Consider the following 18,155-nt stretch of genomic DNA (forward strand, 5'->3'; position numbering starts at 1 on the left):
CTCCTTATCCTACCCTATTTCAACGGGGAATGCCATGCCCCCCATCCCTTACCTTGGGTTGTGATAAGATGAATAACGGAGACTGGAGACGGGAGGGCGGCCGATGAAAAAGTTTCTGATCGTGGGTGGGGGAAAAGGCGGCACCGCCTTTTTCCGGACACTGTTCCAAATGGAACGGATTCACGTGACCGGTGTAGTCGATCTCAGACTAGACGCACCGGCGATTCTGGAAGCGAAACGGCATGGGGTCCCGACCGGCCAAGAGGTGTATCCGTTTCTGAAAGAAGGGCCTGATGTGGTCCTGGAGGTGACAGGGGATCCGAGGGTCTATCGGCATCTGTGCGAGGTCAAAGGAGAGGGCACGTTGGTGGTTCCTGGAGAAGTGGCCCACCTGATCATGCAGTTGATCGCGGAAAAAGAGCAGTGGTTTGAAGCTTGGCGTCTGCGCCAGCGCGAACTGGATGCCATTGTGAACTCTACCCATGACGGCATGATCGCAGTCAACCGTGAGGGACGGGTCACTCTGTTCAACCGGGCCGCAGAACGACTCATCGGACAACCGGCAGACCGGGTGATGGGCCAAAAGGTGGATCAAGTGTTGCCCGATGCCCGTCTGAATCAGGTGTTGCAGACCGGGAAACGGTCGTTGAATCAATCGCTGGAACTGGATAACGGCAAAAAAATCGTCACCAACCGGGAACCGGTGACCGACCGGAAAGGTCAGGTAATCGGTGTGGTTTCGGTTTTCCGTGATATCACGGAAGTGACTTCCCTCGCGCAACAGGTGACCGACTTGAAAAGTATGAAAAGTCAACTGCAGGCGATCATTGACTCCTCCGATGATGCCATCTCTGTCGTGGATACGGAAGGACTCGGCATCCTGATCAATCCGGCCTATACCCGGCTGACGGGACTGACGCCTTCGGAAGTGATTGGAAAACCGGCGGATACGGACATCTCTGAGGGGGAGAGCATGCACCTGAAAGTCATCCGGACAGGCAAACCGGTCCGCGGGGTGCCGATGAAAGTGGGATCCCACCGGAAAGACGTGGTGGTCAATGCGGCTCCGATCACAGTGGAAGGCCAATTGAAAGGGAGCGTCGCCATCATACAGGATCTGTCGGAAATCAAGGAATTGTACCGGGAACTGGAACGATTCCGCCGTTTGATTCGCACTTTGGAAGCAAAATACACCTTTGATGATATTATCGGCGAGAGCCAAGCGATGCAGTTGGCACTGGAAGAGGCTCGCCAAGGTGCCCGCACTCGGGCCACTGTTTTGTTGCGGGGGGAGTCGGGAACGGGAAAAGAGCTGTTCGCCCATGCCATTCACAATGACAGTGACCGAAAGTACAATCAATTCATCCGAGTCAACTGTGCTTCCATTCCAGAGTCGCTGTTGGAGAGCGAGCTGTTCGGCTATGAGGAAGGAGCCTTCACCGGAGCCAAAAGAGGCGGCAAAAAAGGTTTTTTTGAAGAGGCTGACGGGGGGACGATCTTTTTCGATGAAATCGGAGAGCTTTCTCCTTCCACTCAAGCCAAACTCCTCCGTGCTCTGCAGGAGAAAGAGATTGTCCGGGTGGGGGGAGCCAAACCTGTCCCCGTGGATGTGCGGGTGATTGCCGCCACCCATGTGGATCTGGAGCAAGCGATTCAAGAAAAGCGGTTCCGGGAGGATCTCTACTACCGTCTCAATCTGCTTCCTATCCATATTCCGCCCCTTCGTCAACGGGTGACTGACATCCAGGCGCTTTCTCTCCATTTGGTAAAAAAATTTAATCAAGAGTACGGACGAAATGTGACTTCGATTCATCGGGAGGCTCTCGATGTATTGGAAGCTTATCGTTGGCCCGGAAATGTGAGAGAGCTGGAAAATGTGCTGGGGCGGGCGATGATCCACATGCATTACAGTGAGCGAGAGATCCGTAAGGAACACTTATTGCCCCTTCCTTCCTCTATGGAACCTCCCGCATTGCCAGAGCCTGGGACGGGAGGGAGCCGGACGTTGCAACAAGTGGTTTCCCAGGCGGAGCGGGCTCATATTCTTCGGGTTTTTGAGGAGACTTGGGGCAATAAAACGGAGACAGCCCGGCGTCTCGGAATTTCAGTCCGAAATCTGTATTACAAGTTGGAGCGATATCAGATTTCAAATCGTGGGACGGAATCGAAGACCTAAAATCTCAATTGCAATCTTTTGCAGGAAATATGGAGCAGAGTCACTGCAAGATTTTGCAGAATCTCTCCTGCCGAGTCGATTTATAGCTGAAATCCCGCTTATTTACCCTTTGGTATGGATATTGCTTCATTTACAAGGGAGTGGCAGCATGAGAAAGTAAAGAGGGACTGCTCTGGTATGAGGGAAAGATGGGGATCAATACGTAGGAAAGCGTTTTCATTTTTATTCTCCTTTCCCACTCATACCGAAATCAATCCAGTGTGGGGTGGCTCCCAAAGTCCTGTGGATTTTTTTTTGATGTGACAGGATCGATGGGTTTGCTTTCGGGAGCCACAAACAAACAAGGAGGCAAATTTCTGTGAAAATCTTTGATTACATGGGCAAATATGATTACGAACAACTCCTGTTCTGTCAGGATGAAGCATCCGGTCTGAAAGCGATTATCGCAATTCACGACACTACCTTGGGGCCGGCCCTGGGGGGGACGCGGATGTGGACATATGCTTCGGAGGAAGATGCGATTGAGGATGCACTCCGTCTCGCACGGGGCATGACCTATAAAAACGCGGCGGCGGGTCTCAATCTGGGCGGCGGAAAAGCCGTGATCATCGGGGATCCTAAGCAAGATAAAAGTGAAGCGATGTTTCGTGCTTTCGGGCGTTTTATCCATGGCTTGAACGGACGGTATATCACGGCGGAGGATGTGGGTACCACGGTGGAAGACATGGATCTGATCCATGAAGAGACCCCCTATGTTACCGGCATCTCCCCTGCCTTCGGTTCCAGCGGCAATCCTTCTCCCGTCACTGCTTACGGTGTCTATCAGGGGATGAAAGCAGCGGCCAAAGAGGCCTTTGGAGACGATTCCTTACAAGGGAAGACGGTGGCGATACAGGGTGTGGGAAATGTAGCCTACCGACTTTGCCAGCATTTGCATGAGGAAGGGGCGAAATTAGTCGTCACCGATATCAGCCAGGATAATATGGAGCGAGCGGTCCGGGATTTCGGAGCGGAGACAGTGGCCCCTGACGCGATTTATGATGTAGAGTGCGATATTTTTTCCCCTTGCGCTCTAGGTGCCGTCATCAATGATGACACGATTCAGCGCCTGAAATGCAAAGTAGTCGCCGGTTCTGCCAACAATCAGCTGAAAACTGATGAGCACGGGGATCTTCTCACGGAAATGGGGATCGTTTACGCCCCGGATTATGTAATCAATTCCGGTGGTGTCATCAATGTGGCAGATGAGCTGTTGGGGTATAATCGAGAACGGGCGATGAAAAAAGTGGAGGGCATCTACCAGACGATCCGTCGGGTGTTCGAAATCGCCAAACGGGACCACATTCCCAGCTACAAAGCTGCGGATCGCATGGCTGAGGAACGGATTGCGACCCTGAGCCAATCCCGTAGCACGTTTTTGCAAAACGAGCGGACGCTCCTGAACATGCGGGTTCGCTGAAAACTATCAACCGGGAAGAAAAAGGGAGTGGAAAGAAACCATGGCTGATAACTACGACCTCGTCGTTTTGGGAGCTGGCCCGGGCGGTTATGTTGCCGCGATCCGAGCGGCCCAACTGGGCATGAAGACCGCGGTGGTGGAAAAGGAGAGAGTGGGCGGGGTTTGCCTTCACCAGGGATGTATCCCCAGCAAGTCCCTCTTGCGAAGTGCAGAGCTCTATCACGAGATGAGGCAGAGCGAAGACTATGGGATTCGGGTCGGAGAGGTCCAACTAGAAATGGACCTGGTTCAAGGACGAAAAAACCGGGTGAAGGATCAGCTGCATAAAGGGATCCAGCAACTTTTGCATAAAAACGGGGTGACTGTGATCGAAGGGACCGGGCGAATTCTGGGTCCCTCCATCTTTTCGCCCATGCCGGGAACCATCTCTGTGGAGAAGGCCGACGGAAGCGAAGCAGAGATGTTGGTTCCTGAGCATGTGATCATCGCCACTGGCTCTCACCCTCGGTCTCTCCCCGGGTTGGAGGTGGACGGAGAGTATGTGATGTTCTCCGATCATGCATTGGAGATGGAAAGTCTGCCACGATCGATGGTGATTGTCGGCGGAGGTGTGATCGGGGTTGAGTGGGCCTCGATGTTGAGTGATTTCGGTGTAGAGGTGACTGTGGTTGAGTTTGCCGATCGGATTCTTCCTTTTGAAGATGCCGATGTGAGCAGAGAAATGGCCCGGCTACTGAAAAAACGGAAGGTGAAGGTCCTCACCGGAGCCAAGGTCTTGTCGGAGTCGGTCCGGGTGGAGGAGGGGCGGGTGGCGTACCAGGTGGACAAAGGCGGAGAAAAACTGCCTTTGGATGCCGAACGGATGTTGGTCTCCGTCGGTCGCGAGCCTAACACGGAAGATATCGGCTTGTCCAACACATCGATTCAACTGGAGAAAGGATGCATCCAGGTGAATCCCTTCATGCAAACTACGGAATCCCACATCTACGCCATCGGGGACGTCATCGGCGGATATCAGTTGGCCCACGTCGCTTCCCATGAAGGCATCCTAGCAGTGGAACATCTAGCCGGCCATTCACCTCATCCTCTGGATCCCACCCTGGTGCCTCGTTGCACCTACAGTCGTCCCGAGGTGGGGAGTATCGGTCTGTCCGAGAAAGAGGCAAAAGAGAAGGGCTACGATGTGAAAGTGGGGAAATTTCCCTTCCGAGGTGTGGGTAAATCATTGGTTCTTGGGGAATCCGACGGGTTTATCAAACTGGTGGCGGATCAAAAGACAGAGGATATCCTGGGGGTACATATCATCGGTCCCCATGCCACCGACCTGATCTCCGAGGCCGGACTGGCCAAGGTACTGGATGCCACTCCCTGGGAGATCACCCAGGTAATTCATCCCCATCCGACCTTATCAGAAGTGTACGGAGAGGTTTCCACAGCCTTGGAAGGACTGCCGATTCATTTTTAAAAGCAGATCAAGAACGGAGGGATCCGTCAATGGGTAACGAAGAACACCAAGCGTTGGGCTTGTCCGACGATCAGGCGTTGGAAATGTATCGTATGATGCTGTTGGCCCGGAAAGTGGACGAGCGGATGTGGTTGTTGAACCGGGCGGGGAAGATTCCCTTTGTGATCTCCTGTCAGGGACAGGAGGCGATCCAAGTGGGAGCAGCCTTCGCTCTGGACAGGGAAAAAGATTGGCTGTGCCCTTACTATCGGGATCTGGGAATGATGCTGGCATTCGGTCAATCCGCCCGTGATCAGATGCTGTCCGCGTTTGCCAAGGCAGAAGATCCCAACAGCGGCGGTCGGCAGATGCCTGGCCATTACGGGGATAAACGGTTCCGGGTCGTTTCCGGCTCCAGCCCCGTCACCACCCAATTATTGCATGCTGTCGGTGTGGCTTTAGCCGCCAAGATGGAGAAAAAAGATTTTGTAACCTTGACTACCTTCGGGGAAGGCTCCAGCAATCAGGGGGATTTTCACGAAGGATTGAACTTCGCGGGTATTCATAAACTTCCCGTGATCTTTATGTGCGAAAACAATAAATATGCTATCTCCGTACCGGTGGAAAAGCAATTGGCCGGGGGAAGTGTTGCCGCTCGGGGGCAGGGCTACGGCATGCCAGGGATCGAGGTGGATGGAAACAATCCATTGAAAGTATTCCAGGCGGTGCGGGAAGCTGCTGATCGGGCCCGTCGAGGGGAGGGCCCCACTTTGATTGAAGCGATCTCCTACCGCCTGGTTCCTCATTCCAGCGATGACGACGATCGGACTTATCGGAAAAAGGAAGAAGTGGAGGAAGCCCGCAAAAAGGACTCTTTGGTTCAATTCAATCAATATTTGCAGGATATTGGACTGTTGGACGAAGAGAAAGAGGAGATTCTCAACCGGGAGATCACCCAACTGGTGGATGAAGCGACAGAATATGCGGAAGCGGCGCCCTACCCCGAGGTGGAACAGACTTATACTCATGTCTATGCGGATTAGGAGGAGAGAAACATGCCGGTGATTTCCTATATCGATGCAGTAACCCAGGCCCTCCAGGAAGAGATGCAACGGGATGAGCGGGTGTTTGTGTTGGGGGAGGATGTGGGCGTCCGGGGTGGAGTTTTCCGAGCCACCGCCGGTCTGATCGAAGAATTCGGCGCTGAGCGGGTGTTGGACACTCCCTTGACGGAGTCCGCCATCGCCGGGGTTGCCATCGGAGCCTCCGTCTACGGGATGCGTCCGGTGGCGGAGATCCAATTTGCTGATTTCATCATGCCGGCGGTCAACCAACTCGTCAGCGAAGCGGCTCGGATGCGCTATCGTTCCAACAATGATTGGCATTGTCCGATGGTGGTGCGAGCCCCTTATGGAGGCGGAGTTCACGGAGCACTCTACCATTCTCAGAGTGTGGAGAGCATGTTTGCAGGGGTGCAAGGACTGAAGATCGTGACCCCCTCCACTCCTTACGATGTAAAGGGTCTGCTCAAAAGTGCAATCCGGGATGAAGATCCGGTCCTCTTCTTTGAACATAAACGGTGCTATCGCCTGATCAAAGGGGAGGTACCGGAAGAAGATTACACCCTTCCGATCGGCAAGGCGGAAGTGAAGCGGGAAGGCACGGATGTGACTGTCATCTCTTACGGAATGACCCTCCATTTTGCGTTAAAGGCGGCGGAGGAGCTGGAGAAGGAGGGGATCAGTGTCCATGTACTGGACCTGCGCACCCTGATTCCCCTGGATAAAGAGGCGATCCTGGAAGCTGTAGCGCAAACGGGGAAAGTCCTGATCATCCACGAAGACAACCAGACCGGTGGCTTTGGCGGGGAAGTGGCGGCGGTGATCGCACAGGAAGCTTTCTTTGAACTGGATGCTCCGGTCCGTCGTCTCTGTAGCCCGGATGTGCCGGCGATGCCTTACAGCCCGCCTTTGGAAAAGGAATTTATGCTTAATCCTGAAAAAGTGACCCGGGCCATCCGGGAGTTGGTGGAGTTTTAAAGGAGGAGGTACACCGATGGCGACCGATATTACGATGCCTCAGCTGGGGGAGAGCGTGACGGAAGGGACGATTACCAAGTGGTTGAAGCAACCCGGGGATTCCGTCGCTAAGTATGAGCCCCTCTGTGAAGTGGCGACCGACAAAGTGAATGCGGAAGTACCCGCCACCTTTAGCGGTACGATGACGGAGATCGTCACGGAAGAAGGGAAAACGGTGGAGGTCGGGGAGCTGATCTGCCGGATCCAGGAAGATGGAAAAGGGGAGGCACTCCTTCCTGAGCAGAACACGGAGCAAAAGCCAGAAGCGGAAGCCTCCGTGACAGCCCCAGGGGACGAATCGATGAAACGTCGCTATTCCCCGGCGGTACTTCGCCTCGCCCAGGAGAACGACATCGATCTGGAGCAGGTAGAGGGAACGGGAAAAGGCGGCCGCATCACACGTAAGGATCTGCTGCAACTGATCGAATCCGAACAGGCCGATACTGCTACACTTCGCAAGGAACCTGTGGAACCGGTGACACCCACACCGACATCGGAGCCTGTCCAAGCCGCAGTCTCGCCAGCTACCCTTGCCGAGTCCGAATCCGCTATTAGTTTGGAGCCGGGGGATCAGGAGCTTCCTCTCACCAATGTGCGCAAAACCATCGCTCAGCGCATGGTGACCAGTAAACAGGAAGCCCCTCACGCTTGGATGATGATGCAGGCGGATGTAACCGGTTTGGTCAAACTGCGGCAAATGAGGAAGGAAGAGTTTAAAAAGAGAGAAGGCATCTCCTTGACCTATCTGCCTTTCTTCATCAAGGCAGTGGTGGACTCCCTGAAGGAATTCCCCTATCTCAATTCCACCTGGGGTGGAGACCGGATCATACTGAAAAAGCGGATCAACATCTCCATCGCTGTCGCCACGGAGGATGCACTCTACGTTCCGGTGATTCATGATGCCGACGAAAAAAGCATCCTGGGCCTGGCCAAGGCGATTCAGCAACTGGCGGAGAAAACCCGGGCTGGTAAGCTGGCTATGGATGATCTGTCCGGTGGTACTTTTACTGTCAACAACACCGGTTCCTTCGGTTCCATCGCCTCTCAGCCGATCATCAATCATCCCCAGGCGGCAATCCTCTCAATGGAGTCGATTGTGAAACAGCCGGTCATCAAGGAGGATATGATCGCTGTTCGCGATCTGGTCAACCTCTGCCTCTCTTTGGACCATCGCATTCTGGATGGTCTGATGGCTGGTCGCTTTCTCCAGCGGGTCAAAGAACGTTTGGAGTCCTACGGCCCCGATACACAGATTTAGATTGGTTCTTTTAGCACCCTGTGATCAGGGTGCTTTTTTGAGAACTCGGCGATATGGGGTAAGCGTTGTGATTTACTTGGGTCTTGGACGGTTGGGATGGGGTTTCACCTATTGTTCCGTTGTTCAGACGAGCCCAAGTCACTCCATGTGATCCCCACCCTCCCTGTGAACAGTTTTTTATGAAGGTTCTAGAGACAACGGCAATCTACTTTTCCGTCGCGCCTCTTTCATAGAGAAGGGATTGCCTTTGCTATTTTATATGCGATATATTTCATATAGCCTATGGAAGGATCCGGCGGAGCAGGGGGCTATTCCGGGAATGGGTCCATGAAGGACCAGGTGGGGTTGGCAGGGGGGAGATGGGAAAAGGAGGAACTCAATAAGTGTCTCAGGGTAAAAACGATCGGATCAAAGGTTTTGCTATGGTGTTGGGGGCGGCGATGCTGTGGGGAGGCTCTGGTACCGTGGCCCAGCATCTTTTCCAGCAACAACAGGTGGATCCCGGTTGGCTGGTGACTGTCCGTCTGCTGGTTTCGGGAATCCTGCTTCTCCTGTTTCTCTCCTTGCGCCAAGAAAGAAGGTCCGTGCAAGCCCTCTGGAAAAATCCGAAGGACCGGAGGGAGCTTCTGCTATTTGGAGTGGTGGGGATGTTGGGGGTCCAATATACTTTTTTCGCTGCCATCGATGCGGGAAATGCGGCTACAGCGACGTTGCTCCAATACTTGGGACCGGTCCTGTTGACGGGATGGGTGGCTCTCTCCATGGGACGAATGCCGCAGAACCGAGAGTGGGTGGCGGTTAGTTGCGCATTGGTGGGTACCTTCTTTTTGGTTACCGGCGGCAAGGGGTCTTCTCTCTCGATCTCACCTACGGCTTTGATCTGGGGATTGCTATCAGCGGGTACCCTCGCCTTTTACACGGTGTATCCTTCCCGGCTGTTGAAACGATGGGGTTCGGCACCGGTAGTGGGGTGGGCGATGTTGATTGGTGGGGTGACTCTGGCATTCCTCTGTCCACCTTGGGCAGCCCCTTGGTCGGTTTGGAGTGTAGGAACGATCCTTTTGATCTTGCTGGTGGTAGTGTTTGGGACGTTGGTGCCTTTTTTTCTTTATTTGGACAGTCTCCGTTTTCTTCTGCCATCAGAAACGGGAATGCTCTCCTGTGCCGAGCCTCTGACCGCTGCGGTGCTGGCGGTCTGGTGGCTGGGGGTGCCCTTTGGGCCGGGAGAGTGGCTGGGGGCCATTCTGATCATGGGGACAGTGATTCTTCTTTCTATCGGCGGCCGCCGGGAGCAAGCCCTGGACCAGAGCGACTCCAAACCTGCAAGAGGGGTTTGATATAGAGCAAAGCAAAGCGGCTTCCCCCGATGGAAGCCGCTTTTGTGAGGTGGGTATCACATTTGAGACCTAAATTCTAATGAGCCAAAGAGGCTCCATGAAAACCCAAGCTTCCCTGTACCGACTTTAGATCCCGATCAATTCGTCGTAGATCGCAAGGAAGGTGACACAGAGAGTGCCCAGAGTTAATAGACCGCCAATGTAAAATCCGGGCTTGTTCCCTTCCTTTTTGTTGGTCAGGGTACCTTTGATGGCGAGGGCGGAGATGAAGATCAAAATCACAGTCATGTACATATGGATGTTTCACCCGCTTTCTGTGTTTAGAAGACGCACCTTTCGGATCCCAGCGTCCTTAGGATTTCCATTCTCCAAATCCAGTATACTGTCGGGTCGACGGGAGGGCAAGAGCTCGGGTGGCTACTCCATCCTGTGGATCGAACCGGGAGGGGAAACTCTCCGTGATCTGCGGGTGAACAGGGTTTTTCACGGATTTGTGAACATCATTAAAAGAAGGTCATCGCACCGCTGATCAGTGTGGTGAGAAGAAGGGTGACAATAATGACATAGACAACGGTTTTCACCCAGATCGGTTGCATGGAATCACCTCAGATCTATTTTAGTCGAGGGCTTCCCCCCTGTCCAATAAAAGGACAAATTCCCGATTTATTGACGCAAAAGAGTTTATTTTTGATATATTAAAAACAAAAGTGGAAAGGGCTGTTGATTCACCAGGAAATAGGAAGTAGAACCAAATGCGTTTTCCCTTTCGCCCTCACTGTTTCCGCTTAAAATAGGGGGAGCCATAACCCGGAGACGTGCAAGCTTTTGCAGTATACAGATGGGAGGGAGATTTTTGTTCAAAAAGAAGTTTCCTGGTCAGGGATTCAGAGGGGGGGCTGACATGAGGCCCTCACTTTCTCCGGAGGAAATCGATCATGTGGGCATTGCAGTAAAAAGTCTGGAAACGGCGATTCCTCTGTACCGGGATATCCTGGGGTTCTCTTTTCTCGGAAAAGAGACCGTTGACAGTCAACAAGTGCGCGTGGCCTTTTTTCGGCTGGGAGAAATCAAAGTGGAACTATTGGAACCGACTTCTCCGGAGAGCACCATCGCTCGTTTTATCGAGAAGCGTGGAGAAGGGATTCACCATATCGCTCTTGCAGTGAAGGAGCTGGAGGGAGAGCTGGAGGGATTAGCAACAGCGGGGATCCGCCTTATCGATGAGTGGCCCAAACCGGGGGCCAACGGGACCCAGGTGGCCTTTCTCCATCCTAAATCCACAGGAGGTGTTCTTTACGAATTGTGCCAACCGGGAAAGCAGGGGATCCGAATCGGGGAGGACCAGGATGTATAAAAAACTGAATGAACTGGAAGCTCGTCGTCATCGGGCGGAGGTGGGCGGTGGTGATAAAAAAATTCGCTCACAACATGATAAAGGGAAACTGACTGCACGGGAGCGAATCGCACTCTTGCTGGATGAAGACTCTTTTGTGGAACTGAATCCCTTTGTAGAGAACTCCGCAGCGGACATCGGCGAGGCACCTGGGGAAGGGGTGGTGACAGGGTACGGGAAGGTAAGCGGTTGCTCGGTCTATGTTTTTGCCCAGGATTTCACGGTTTTCGGGGGAGCCCTGGGCGAGATGCATGCCTTGAAAATCGCTCGCCTCATGGATCTAGCGGCCCAGAACGGCGCCCCGATTATCGGACTGAACGATTCCGGTGGCGCCCGGATTCAGGAGGGGGTGGCCTCTCTGGATGGATACGGACACATCTTCTACCGAAATTCCATCTATTCTGGTGTTGTGCCCCAAATCTCGGTCATCATGGGTCCCTGTGCCGGTGGAGCTGTCTATTCTCCGGCACTCACCGATTTTGTTTTTATGGTGGAGGAGACCAGTCAGATGTTTATTACCGGACCTAAGGTGATCGAGACGGTCACAGGCGAGCAAATCTCCTCTGAAGAACTGGGGGGTGCCGGGGTTCACTCCACCCTGAGCGGAAATGTCCATTTTACCTCCGCTTCGGAATCAGAAGCGTTGGAATCAGTCCGGCGGTTGCTCAGTTTCCTGCCTCAAAACCATATGGAGGCACCGCCTCGTATTCGCACCCCCAAGGATGATGGCTGGGTGGAAGACCTGATGGATGTGGTTCCAGTGGAAGGGACCAAGGTGTATGATGTACATAGGGTGATCGAAAGGGTTGTCGACGGGGGGGACCTCATGGAAGTGCATGAGAAATTCGCCCGCAACATCGTCGTCGGCTTTGGCCGGATCGATGGACAACCGGTGGGGATCGCCGCTAACCAACCTAAGGTGATGGCTGGGGGATTGGATATCGATTCCTCAGACAAGCTGAGCCGGTTTATTCGGTTTTGTGACAGCTTTAATATCCCGTTGATCACTTTTGTGGATGTGACTGGGTTTCTACCCGGAGTGAACCAGGAGTACCAGGGGATTATACGCCACGGGGCCAAGATCCTGTATGCTTATTCCGAGGCGACAGTGCCCAAAATCACCGTCATTATCCGCAAAGCTTTTGGCGGGGCTTATGTGGCTCTCAATAGCAAAGCGATCGGAGCGGACGTGGTTTACGCCTGGCCCTCCGCCGAGGTGGCAGTGATGGGGCCGGAGGGGGCGGCCAATATCATCTATCATCGGGAGATCCGGGAAAGCGAGGACCCCTCCGCCACTCGCACTGAGAAAATTGAGGAATACCGCAAGCAATTTGCCAATCCTTACGTGGCGGCAGCCAAAGGGATGGTGGACGATGTGATCGACCCGAGGCAAACCAGGAACAAGCTGAGACAAGCTCTGGAGATGTTGCAGAACAAACGGAAGGACCGGCCTGCTAAAAAACACGGCAACATCCCACTGTAAAGAAGGTCCGGTACAGGGCGATCAGATCCGATTCCGATCCACCTGGTTTCAAGACTCGGAAGGTGCTTCTTTACACGGAGAGAGGGTGTGCGATTCCCTTCAAGGAGGCACAGAAGAAACACATAGAATGTAGCTGGCGGTGCCACTAAACTTAAAAACAAGCGTGGGAACAGGCGAACAGATTGAAATGATGGAGGAATCAGCATGGTTAATGAAGAGCGTTTGCTGGATGAGTTTTTGGAATTGGTCCAGACGGACAGTGAGACCGGAGATGAGAGGGCGGTTTGCGATCTGTTGAAGGAGAAGCTGACTCAAATTGGATTTACGGTGACGGAAGACGATTCCGCATCTGTGACCGGCCACGGGTCAGGGAACCTGATCGCCACGTTACCGGGAGATGACCTGTCAGCACCGGCGATTTACTTCACTAGCCACATGGACACGGTTGCCCCGGGGATCGGGGTGAAGCCCCGGATCGAGGATGGCTATGTGAAAAGTGATGGAACCACGGTGTTGGGAGCGGATGACAAAGCCGGCCTGGCCGCCCTTCTGGAGGGTGTTCGTACGGTAAAGGAGCAGGGGATTTCCCATGGTTCGATCCAGTTGATCCTTACTGCTGGTGAGGAATCAGGATTAGTCGGCTCCAAGAGTCTCGATCCTGGGATGCTGAAGGCGGATTTCGGATTTGCCATGGATTCCAATGGGCTGGTTGGTGAGATTATCACCGAAGCTCCTTCCCAAGTGCGGCTGGATGTAGTGATCCGGGGCAAAGCGGCTCATGCAGGGGTGAATCCGGAAGACGGGATCAGTGCGATTCAAGTGGCCAGCCGGGCGATATCCAAAATCCCCTTGGGACGGATCGATAGGGAAACTACTGCCAATATCGGCCGATTTCAAGGGGGCACCGCTTCCAATGTGATTCCGGAAACCGTGGAAATCCTAGCCGAGGCCCGTAGCCGGGATGAGGCCAAGCTGGAAGCCCAGGTGGACAAAATGGTGAAAGGGTTCAAAGAAGCGGCCACCGAACTAGGAGCAGAGGCGGAAGTGAAAGTGACTCAGATGTATCCGGCTTATAAGTTCGGAGAATCCGACGCCGTTGTGCAAAAGGCGGTTGCCGCCGTGAAAAAAGTGGGTCGTCAACCGAAATTATTGGCCAGCGGCGGCGGCAGCGATGCCAACGTCATCGCCGGTCATGGCATTCCCACAGTCAATCTGGCCATCGGTTATGAGGAGATTCACACGACCCAGGAACAGATGCCGATTGCAGAGCTGAACAAAGCAGCAGAACTGGTGGCCGCTCTGATCGAGGCGAGCCGGGAATAAAACAGAGAGGATATTTACAGGCTCACGGATCAGAAATCCGTGGGCTTTTTTATAGTAAGTATGAGACGAGGGTGTTCTTATGGTTACAAACCAGCTGTTTTGCTAGATGTCCCTGTCTGCTTGGATTCCCTCAAGCGGTGGGATTTCTCGTGATGAGGGGAGAGAATAGAATGCAGATTCAATCCCGCAAAGAGCGATGCAGGAATGGAAGTGAATTCATCATTCGGAGTGCTGTTCTGGAGGATGCATCAGCTTTGCTTGATCTCGCCAGGTCCGTGATTGCGGAAGGGCATTACCAGATCACAGAGCTGAGTGAATTTCAGTTGACTGTGGGGCAAGAGAGAAAGTGGATTCGGGAGATGACCAACTCTCAAGATGGAGTGATCTTGGTAGCGGAAGCAAGGGGAAAGGTCATCGGGATGCTGGACTTCCAAGGGGAATGAAAAAGGCGTCTGAGCCATACCGGTTTTTTCGGAATGAGTGTGAGCCAGCCATGGCGAGGTAGAGGAGTGGGTTCTGCTCTGCTCCAGACCTTACTGGACTGGGCTGAAACCCATCCAACCATCGAGAAGGTGTGCCTGGAGGTATTCGCAGACAACGACAGGGCCATCTCCCTTTACCATCGGTTAGGATTCCAAGAGGAAGGGCGATGGAATCGGCAGGTAAAAACAGGAGAAGGGAAATACGTAGATCTACTTCAGATGGGGCCGGTTTGTGGACGACAATGAATAAAATTCGCGATAATTCGGGATGAATCCCCCGATATTCGTACAATCTAACAGCGATGGAGGATGAATAAAAAGGGGGATGGATCACCTTGAGTAATCGTTTGGAAGATGAGGGGAACCGGCGCCAACCATTTTGGCTCCATTTGTTTCCGGGTTTAAAGCAGGAGGGTGGGGTTGGCTCACCCGTGCCCTCTGCTGTCCCAGTGAAGGAGGAAGTGATGGATGAGTTCAACTGGAAGGTCAGGGACCGGGAGGTTGGAATCCTCTGGCGTTACACCCTCTGGAAATGGACGGATGCGACGGGGAATCCCTGCTGGGTAAAGACCAGTCGGGGCACTTTGAACCTCTACTTTTTCTCCATTTCGCTGATCGGTGAAGAGCGAGCTCTGTCCACCTCTCCTGATCCAATCTGAGGTTAACAAAACTCTCGATGGGTAGGATTTTTTGTTATCCCTCTGGGTAGTAAGAGGGAAGGCGGGTTGTGACCGCAGGTAAAGCCGTCTCTTTACTTGCGGTTTTTCACTTGTTCTGATTCCTACCTGTTCACAAAACAGTCAAGGATCGGGGACGAATTTCGATGGACAGAGGTGTCTCCCCGATGATTTCCCCGTCGGAATGAATGACGAGGGGGGGATCGGAGCGAAGGGTGATCCGGCGCCCCTCCAAGAGGAGGACGGAAGGATGGGAGGTATGTCTGCCTTTGTAGACGGAGGGGAAAAGTTTGATCAGGCCTGCTCTGGATAACCCATGAACGCAACAGAGATTCAAGAGTCCATCATCAGAGCGGGCCTCGGGGCAAATCTGCATACCACCGCCATAGTTGGGTTGGTTGCAGATGGCCACCAGCCACACTCGGTCAAAAACTTGTTCAATTCCATCCGTGATCAAGGTCACCTGGGCGGGTCGGTACTGTTTCAATGTCTGAAGAAAGCCAAGCAGATAGGCGAAACGGCCAAGACGTCGGCTGATAGAGGATTGATTCACCGCTTTCGCCACTTGACCATCAAAGCCGATTCCTCCAAAGCCGATCAGAGATCGGGTGCCGATCCGGGCGGTATCCATCGGTTGTATTTTATTGCGGAGCACCCGATACAAAGCTTGTTTCGGGTGCAGGGGAATTCCCTGAGCCTGGGCAAAATCGTTTCCCGATCCAGCAGGGATATAGCCGAGGGGGATTCCTGTATCTACCAGGGCATTCCCCACTTCATGCACCGTTCCATCCCCGCCTACCGCTACCACCGCCTCGATGTCACGACGGATCATCGATCGGACCAGTTCCGTCGCCTGACTGGGGGCGCTAGTAAAATAGACCTCATAGGGGGTCTGTTTTTGGATAAGCCATCCCTCCACTCTGGACCAGACACGTCGCCCCCGTCCATTGCCGGATACCGGGTTGACAATGAAAACATACATAGCTCACACCTCGATGTCCTTCCTTTTCCATGTCCCATAGAGCTGTCGATTCATATGAAGAAAAAGCCCGGGAGCCCATCGGCGCAGGCGCATTGCCCAACTCAGGCTGTGAGGGATGACCTTCAGCCGGGGGCGGTCGATCAATTGCAGGGCATGACAGGCGACCGTGTTGGCATCCAGTAGCCGTCGGGCAATCGGAGGCGGAAAGTATCCCGAGGGATCTTCAGCGCCGAAGAAGGGAGTTTGCACCGGCCCCGGACACAAAACCCCCACTTGGATCGCAGGGGCATATTCCAGATGGAGTGACTCTGAAAATCCCACCAGCGCAAATTTGGAGGCGACGTAGGGGGCCAGATTGGGGCTACCGGAAAGTCCCGCTACCGAGGCGATGTTCACCACGCGTCCGCCACCCCGCTTCAACATATGGGGAAGGAGGGTCAGGGTCATGCGGACCGCTCCCAGGTAGTTCGTCTCCATCATCGCTTGGTAATCCGAAAGTGGAATTTGGAGTGCCCCGCCGAAGCGGCCGAATCCGGCGTTGTTGATTAACACATCCACCTGTGGGTGGCATCGGATCACTTCGGCTATCAAATTTTCCACTTCCTCTTGACGGGTTACGTCACAGGTGAACCAATCCCCGGTCCCCAACTCTTCTCGCAGATGGCGGAGAGAGCGCTCGTTCCGGGCCACCAGCAGTGGATAATCCCCCTTTGCCACCAGTTCCCGTGCAATTTCCTTGCCGATGCCGCTGGAAGCCCCGGTGATCAAAACGATTCGTGACATTTGAATCCCCCGTTCATGACATCGGGACCTGAGGGAGGATGCGGCCGTCAATCCGTTCAAAAATATCATCCAGATCCCGCCCGGTGATGGTCAAACCGTGATTTTTCAATCCCACCACTGCACGGGAAGGGTCTTCCGCTTTGCGGATCTGATCTGCCACCGCTTCCGCCAGTTGCACTGTTCCGCAGGGATAGTTGATTTCTGTAGAAGTCACCCCATCCATCCAAGCATGGATATGGATAATGGCCCCCACCTCAGGATGTTCCGTATAGATCATCCAATGTTCAATCGCATCGACGGATGCCCGTTTGGGTTCGATCTGAGGAGGAACGCTGATTTCCATGGCCGGGGTGGTGTCATCAAAACCTTTGATCAATAGGATATCCCGTCCGATTTGATGAAGATTACCCTTATTTACCCCGCGGGCGCTCATCCAGAATTGGTTTTCTTCCCTGCGGGCGCTCAAATTTCCGTAGCTGAGCCCGCCGATCCCATATAATCGCTGGATATGACGGTAATCCCTAGGGGGTAACAGCTCCTGAATCGGGAACGGGGCAGGTAGCAAGTTCATCTCATCCAGTTTTTTTCCGGACTGGTAAATGTCCCGGGTGATTCTGTCTCCATCCCACAATGTTTCCGGCAGATCGGGGAAGAAGTGGTTATCGATGACCAACTGCGAAGTGGCCAAGGGTTGCAACCGTTCAAATACCTCCCGAAAATAACCTTCCGTGCCGAAGCTTTCCTTGACGGAATAACAGCCCTGTTCCAGGGTAAGAAAATAAGTTTCCGGTTCCCCGTTGCCAATGGATAGATAGATCATCAGGTTCCCGAGGGAACGGATGAGAACAGGGTATGCCGTATGTAAGATGTCTGTATGTGGCTTGCCTTCAGCCACGGTCACAACAAATGTCCCCTGTCCACTCCGCCGAAAATGACGGGGGCAGGCTTCATCGACGAAATTAAGAACCAGCTGGATTTTCGGCGGGACCTCCTCATCCAGCTGATATCCTTTGGATTCCATCTCCCGTTGCAATCCGGCAGCGAATTCTTTCAAAAAGGGGGAACCCTCCTGAGATCCGATCATTGCGAAGGTATTCATCTGATTTATCCCTCCTGTGATACCATAGGATTTATATTTATTTTTCCCTTTAAAGCCAAAATATACCTCGAATTGAACTGGCTTGTTTCATATGGCGTCACAGGTGTGTTGATTAGCTATATTTTAAGCAGGAAATAAGGTCGGGATGGTGGGACGGTGAAGAACCTTTGCGCTCTTTGCA

General features: G+C 53.4%; 18 protein-coding genes. 13 read left to right on the forward strand and 5 right to left on the reverse strand.

Annotated elements, in window-relative coordinates:
- Positions 1-103: 103 nt before the first annotated feature.
- The 7 genes from JOD24_RS08020 (at position 104) to JOD24_RS08050 (ending at position 9,752) form a co-directional block, all read left to right on the forward strand.
- Positions 104-2,176, forward strand: coding sequence for a sigma 54-interacting transcriptional regulator (locus JOD24_RS08020; protein WP_429246709.1), 2,073 nt, complete (start codon positions 104-106; stop codon positions 2,174-2,176).
- Between the two features lie 358 nt (positions 2,177-2,534).
- Positions 2,535-3,635, forward strand: coding sequence for a Glu/Leu/Phe/Val family dehydrogenase (locus JOD24_RS08025; RefSeq protein ID WP_380166682.1), 1,101 nt, complete (start codon positions 2,535-2,537; stop codon positions 3,633-3,635).
- 40 nt (positions 3,636-3,675) lie between these two features.
- Positions 3,676-5,100: a dihydrolipoyl dehydrogenase gene (gene lpdA / locus JOD24_RS08030; protein WP_380166684.1), complete on the forward strand. Its 1,425-nt coding sequence runs from the start codon at positions 3,676-3,678 to the stop codon at positions 5,098-5,100.
- 29 nt (positions 5,101-5,129) lie between these two features.
- On the forward strand, positions 5,130-6,122 hold the full coding sequence (locus tag JOD24_RS08035) for a thiamine pyrophosphate-dependent dehydrogenase E1 component subunit alpha (RefSeq protein WP_429246710.1): 993 nt from the start codon (positions 5,130-5,132) through the stop codon (positions 6,120-6,122).
- Between the two features lie 12 nt (positions 6,123-6,134).
- Positions 6,135-7,118: an alpha-ketoacid dehydrogenase subunit beta gene (locus JOD24_RS08040; RefSeq protein WP_429246711.1), complete on the forward strand. Its 984-nt coding sequence runs from the start codon at positions 6,135-6,137 to the stop codon at positions 7,116-7,118.
- A gap of 16 nt (positions 7,119-7,134) precedes the next feature.
- Positions 7,135-8,415, forward strand: coding sequence for a dihydrolipoamide acetyltransferase family protein (locus tag JOD24_RS08045; RefSeq protein ID WP_380166690.1), 1,281 nt, complete (start codon positions 7,135-7,137; stop codon positions 8,413-8,415).
- 383 nt (positions 8,416-8,798) lie between these two features.
- Positions 8,799-9,752, forward strand: a complete 954-nt coding sequence (locus JOD24_RS08050; protein WP_380166692.1) for an EamA family transporter — start codon at positions 8,799-8,801, stop codon at positions 9,750-9,752.
- 126 nt (positions 9,753-9,878) lie between these two features.
- Here JOD24_RS08050 and JOD24_RS08055 read toward each other — a convergent pair whose 3' ends face one another.
- Positions 9,879-10,046 (reverse strand): hypothetical protein, encoded by a 168-nt coding sequence (locus JOD24_RS08055; protein WP_380166694.1) that lies wholly within the window; start codon positions 10,044-10,046, stop codon positions 9,879-9,881.
- 209 nt (positions 10,047-10,255) lie between these two features.
- Positions 10,256-10,348, reverse strand: coding sequence for a stressosome-associated protein Prli42 (prli42, locus tag JOD24_RS08060; protein WP_380166696.1), 93 nt, complete (start codon positions 10,346-10,348; stop codon positions 10,256-10,258).
- Between the two features lie 305 nt (positions 10,349-10,653).
- On the opposite strand from prli42, the gene mce reads away from it, so the two are divergent.
- The 6 genes from mce (at position 10,654) to JOD24_RS08090 (ending at position 15,092) form a co-directional block, all read left to right on the forward strand.
- On the forward strand, positions 10,654-11,106 hold the full coding sequence (mce, locus tag JOD24_RS08065) for a methylmalonyl-CoA epimerase (RefSeq protein WP_380166698.1): 453 nt from the start codon (positions 10,654-10,656) through the stop codon (positions 11,104-11,106).
- Positions 11,099-12,628: an acyl-CoA carboxylase subunit beta gene (locus JOD24_RS08070; protein ID WP_380166700.1), complete on the forward strand. Its 1,530-nt coding sequence runs from the start codon at positions 11,099-11,101 to the stop codon at positions 12,626-12,628. The genes mce and JOD24_RS08070 overlap by 8 nt, the downstream gene beginning before the upstream one ends.
- 204 nt (positions 12,629-12,832) lie before the next feature.
- Entirely contained in the window at positions 12,833-13,951 is a 1,119-nt protein-coding gene (locus JOD24_RS08075) for a M20/M25/M40 family metallo-hydrolase (RefSeq protein WP_429246712.1), read from the forward strand.
- A 170-nt stretch (positions 13,952-14,121) separates the two neighbouring features.
- The gene (locus tag JOD24_RS08080; RefSeq protein ID WP_380166704.1) at positions 14,122-14,394 is read left to right on the forward strand and encodes a GNAT family N-acetyltransferase; all 273 of its coding nucleotides are present in this window, start codon (positions 14,122-14,124) and stop codon (positions 14,392-14,394) included.
- Positions 14,395-14,403: 9 nt separating this feature from the next.
- Positions 14,404-14,679 (forward strand): GNAT family N-acetyltransferase, encoded by a 276-nt coding sequence (locus JOD24_RS08085; RefSeq protein WP_429246725.1) that lies wholly within the window; start codon positions 14,404-14,406, stop codon positions 14,677-14,679.
- A gap of 89 nt (positions 14,680-14,768) precedes the next feature.
- Entirely contained in the window at positions 14,769-15,092 is a 324-nt protein-coding gene (locus tag JOD24_RS08090; protein ID WP_429246713.1) for a hypothetical protein, read from the forward strand.
- A gap of 130 nt (positions 15,093-15,222) precedes the next feature.
- On the opposite strand, the gene JOD24_RS08095 is transcribed toward JOD24_RS08090, so the two are convergent.
- From JOD24_RS08095 to JOD24_RS08105, 3 genes are read right to left on the reverse strand one after another with little or no spacing between them, the layout of a single operon-like run.
- Complete coding sequence (locus JOD24_RS08095) at positions 15,223-16,092, reverse strand: diacylglycerol/lipid kinase family protein (protein WP_380166174.1); 870 nt, start codon at positions 16,090-16,092, stop codon at positions 15,223-15,225.
- Between the two features lie 3 nt (positions 16,093-16,095).
- Entirely contained in the window at positions 16,096-16,875 is a 780-nt protein-coding gene (locus JOD24_RS08100; protein WP_380166172.1) for an SDR family NAD(P)-dependent oxidoreductase, read from the reverse strand.
- Between the two features lie 13 nt (positions 16,876-16,888).
- Entirely contained in the window at positions 16,889-17,974 is a 1,086-nt protein-coding gene (locus JOD24_RS08105; protein ID WP_429246714.1) for a class II aldolase/adducin family protein, read from the reverse strand.
- Positions 17,975-18,155 lie beyond the last annotated feature (181 nt).

Source organism: Kroppenstedtia sanguinis, from assembly GCF_050433445.1.
GTDB classification, from domain to species: domain Bacteria; phylum Bacillota; class Bacilli; order Thermoactinomycetales; family DSM-45169; genus Kroppenstedtia; species Kroppenstedtia sanguinis.

What these genes read in the sequence shown, in the direction of transcription:
- prli42 (WP_380166696.1), bottom strand. Translation starts at nt 10,348, where the DNA reads ATGCAACCGATCTGGGTGAAAACCGTTGTCTATGTCATTATTGTCACC.
- JOD24_RS08045 (WP_380166690.1), top strand. Translation starts at nt 7,135, where the DNA reads ATGGCGACCGATATTACGATGCCTCAGCTGGGGGAGAGCGTGACGGAA.
- JOD24_RS08080 (WP_380166704.1), top strand. Translation starts at nt 14,122, where the DNA reads ATGCAGATTCAATCCCGCAAAGAGCGATGCAGGAATGGAAGTGAATTC.
- JOD24_RS08035 (WP_429246710.1), top strand. Translation starts at nt 5,130, where the DNA reads ATGGGTAACGAAGAACACCAAGCGTTGGGCTTGTCCGACGATCAGGCG.
- JOD24_RS08095 (WP_380166174.1), bottom strand. Translation starts at nt 16,092, where the DNA reads ATGTATGTTTTCATTGTCAACCCGGTATCCGGCAATGGACGGGGGCGA.
- JOD24_RS08040 (WP_429246711.1), top strand. Translation starts at nt 6,135, where the DNA reads ATGCCGGTGATTTCCTATATCGATGCAGTAACCCAGGCCCTCCAGGAA.
- JOD24_RS08020 (WP_429246709.1), top strand. Translation starts at nt 104, where the DNA reads ATGAAAAAGTTTCTGATCGTGGGTGGGGGAAAAGGCGGCACCGCCTTT.
- JOD24_RS08075 (WP_429246712.1), top strand. Translation starts at nt 12,833, where the DNA reads ATGGTTAATGAAGAGCGTTTGCTGGATGAGTTTTTGGAATTGGTCCAG.
- JOD24_RS08070 (WP_380166700.1), top strand. Translation starts at nt 11,099, where the DNA reads ATGTATAAAAAACTGAATGAACTGGAAGCTCGTCGTCATCGGGCGGAG.
- lpdA (WP_380166684.1), top strand. Translation starts at nt 3,676, where the DNA reads ATGGCTGATAACTACGACCTCGTCGTTTTGGGAGCTGGCCCGGGCGGT.
- JOD24_RS08100 (WP_380166172.1), bottom strand. Translation starts at nt 16,875, where the DNA reads ATGTCACGAATCGTTTTGATCACCGGGGCTTCCAGCGGCATCGGCAAG.
- mce (WP_380166698.1), top strand. Translation starts at nt 10,654, where the DNA reads ATGAGGCCCTCACTTTCTCCGGAGGAAATCGATCATGTGGGCATTGCA.
- JOD24_RS08105 (WP_429246714.1), bottom strand. Translation starts at nt 17,974, where the DNA reads ATGAATACCTTCGCAATGATCGGATCTCAGGAGGGTTCCCCCTTTTTG.
- JOD24_RS08055 (WP_380166694.1), bottom strand. Translation starts at nt 10,046, where the DNA reads ATGTACATGACTGTGATTTTGATCTTCATCTCCGCCCTCGCCATCAAA.